Source organism: uncultured Cytophaga sp. (assembly GCF_937863595.1).
Classification (GTDB): domain Bacteria; phylum Bacteroidota; class Bacteroidia; order Cytophagales; family Cytophagaceae; genus Cytophaga.
In genome coordinates, this window is the sequence record NZ_CALMGQ010000153.1 from 1 (window position 1) to 2,627 (window position 2,627).

The following is a 2,627-nucleotide window of genomic DNA, read 5'->3' on the forward strand; positions in this document are numbered from 1 at the left end:
TTTTAAAAAAATAAAAAATAGTATATATTAAAATCAAGACGTTATAAACATATCAAGTAAAAAATGACCAAAGTCACCTTTTGCTTGATATTGGTCATGTATCAATAAAGGTAATCGGTATATATTTAAACACTAAAACAAAACAACGTTATGAAGAAGACAATTCTAACACTCGCAATTATTTCCACATCACTCGCAATTATGTTCTCATGTGGGGATGATAAAAAGGCTGCAAATGCTGAAAAAATAGCTGCAGAACAAGGTGCTGTAGCTGAAGCAGCTGCGCCAACCAATACGTATGATCCTAAAAGAGGTGAAGGTAAATTTGACGAAAGTAATGTAACCGTTGGTGCATTGGATGGTGCAATGGCAAAAAAAGGAGAAGAAATATCTGGCACAAAATGTAATTCTTGTCACAAAATGACAGATGAAAAACTAGTTGGTCCAGGTTGGAAAGGTGTAACAGAAAGACATACGCCTTATTGGATTATGAACTTTATTACGAATCCCGATCCTATGATTGATAAAGATCCAGAAGTTCAATCACAATTAGAAATTTGTTTGGTTCGTATGCCAAATCAAGGTTTGACAGATGTCGATGCAAGAGATATAGTTGAATTTATGCGCAAAAATGATGGCGTTAAATAGTAGTTTATATGAAAAAGATATATAGAAGTTCGTTATTGGTTTTGGGGATTGCAACAAGTTTGTATTCTTGTAAACCTAAAAACGTAGAAAATGCAGTTAGTGCAGATGGGGCAGCAAAAGCGTATGTGGCTCCAGGAAAGTACGATGAATTCTACAATTTTGTAAGTGGTGGGTTCAGTGGGCAATTAGCTGTTTACGGATTACCAAGCGGTAGATTATTTCGCGTGATTCCTGTATTTTCTGTTGATCCAGAAAAGGGCTGGGGATATAGTGAAGAATCAAAACCCATGCTGAATACCTCTATGGGATCTATTCCATGGGATGATGCCCATCACCCTCAAATGTCACAAACAAATGGTGAAATTGACGGACGTTGGTGCTTTATCAACGGTAATAACACACCACGAGTTGCACGTATCGATTTGAAAACGTTTAAAACGGCTGAGATCATTGAATTGCCAAACAGTGCTGGTAATCACTCTTCGCCTTTTATTACTGAAAACTCCGAATACGTTGTAGCAGGTACGCGTTTTAGTGTTCCGGGTGATTATGAGAATGGTGATATTCCTCTTGATAGCTACAAAGAAAATTTCAAAGCACACATGAGCTTTATTTCTGTAGATAAAGAAGGTAAAATGGATGTTGCATTTCAATTACGTTTACCAGGCGTCGATTTCGATCTAGCGCGTGGAGGTAGAGGTGCATCTAATGGTTGGTTCTTCTTTACATGCTATAATTCGGAACAAGCAAATACCTTGTTAGAAGTAAATGCTTCACAAAAAGATAAAGATTTTATCATGGCTGTGAATTGGAAAAAAGCGGAAGAATATGTTAAAGCAGGTAAAGGAAAAAAACAGAAGGTGAAGTACGCACACAATACGTGGAACGAATCTACTCACTCTGCTACATCTGAAATGAAGGACGAAGTATTGGTTCTTGATGCAACGGAATTTAAAGATATCTGTTACTTTATGCCTTGCCCAAAATCACCACATGGTTGCAATGTAGACCCATCTGGAGAATTCATTTGCGGTAGTGGTAAATTGGCTGCAATGGTTCCTGTATTTAGTTTTTCGAAATTAGAAACTGCTATTAAAAATAATGATTTCGATGCTGATTTTATGGGGGTACATGTTATGAAGTATGAATCTGTATTATATGGTGAAGTTAAAAAGGTAGGTCTTGGACCTTTACATACCGAGTTTGATGGTAAAGGAAATGCATATACTTCTTGCTTCGTATCATCTGAAATTGTAAAATGGAATTTAAAAACTTTAGAAGTTTTGGATCGAGTTCCAACATATTATTCAGTTGGTCACTTAATGATACCAGGTGGCGATTCTAGACACCCGTATGGTAAATATTTAGTAGCATACAATAAAATTACGAAAGATAGATATTTGCCTACAGGTCCTGAGTTGACTCAAAGTGCGCAGTTATATGATATCAGTGGTGAAAAAATGCAATTGATATTAGATTTCCCTACCACAGGCGAACCGCACTATGCGCAGGCTGCACCAGCAGATTTAATTCGCAACAATGGTCAATTGAAATTCTACAAAATTGAAGACAATCATCATCCATATGTTACGAAGGGCGAAAAAGAGACTAAAGTTGTTCGTAAAGGAAATCAAGTACACGTGTATGCAACATGTATGCGTTCTCACTTTGCTCCAGATAACATTGAAGGAATTCGAGTAGGTGATGATGTGTATTTTCACATAACAAATCTTGAGCAAGATTGGGATGTACCACATGGTTTTGCAATTAAAGGTGCCCAAACAGCTGAGTTGTTGATTATGCCAGGCGAAACACAAACATTAAAGTGGACAGTAGAAAAAGCAGGAATTATTCCATTCTATTGTACCGATTTCTGTAGTGCCTTACACCAAGAAATGCAAGGATATGTACGTGTATCTCCAGCAGGAAGTGCTGTCCCACTTACATGGAGTGTCGGTACTAATTTACCAGCAGCTACA

The 2,627-nt window shown here is 37.2% G+C and carries 2 protein-coding genes; both read left to right on the plus strand.

The features are described 5' to 3' along the window. The first annotated feature begins 150 nt into the window (after positions 1 to 150). Positions 151 to 648, plus strand: coding sequence for a c-type cytochrome (locus Q0543_RS13340; protein ID WP_299253995.1), 498 nt, complete (start codon positions 151 to 153; stop codon positions 646 to 648). A gap of 8 nt (positions 649 to 656) precedes the next feature. Next, positions 657 to 2,627, plus strand: a 1,971-nt coding sequence (gene nosZ, locus Q0543_RS13345) for a Sec-dependent nitrous-oxide reductase (protein ID WP_299253998.1), incomplete at its 3' end; no start/stop codon positions are given.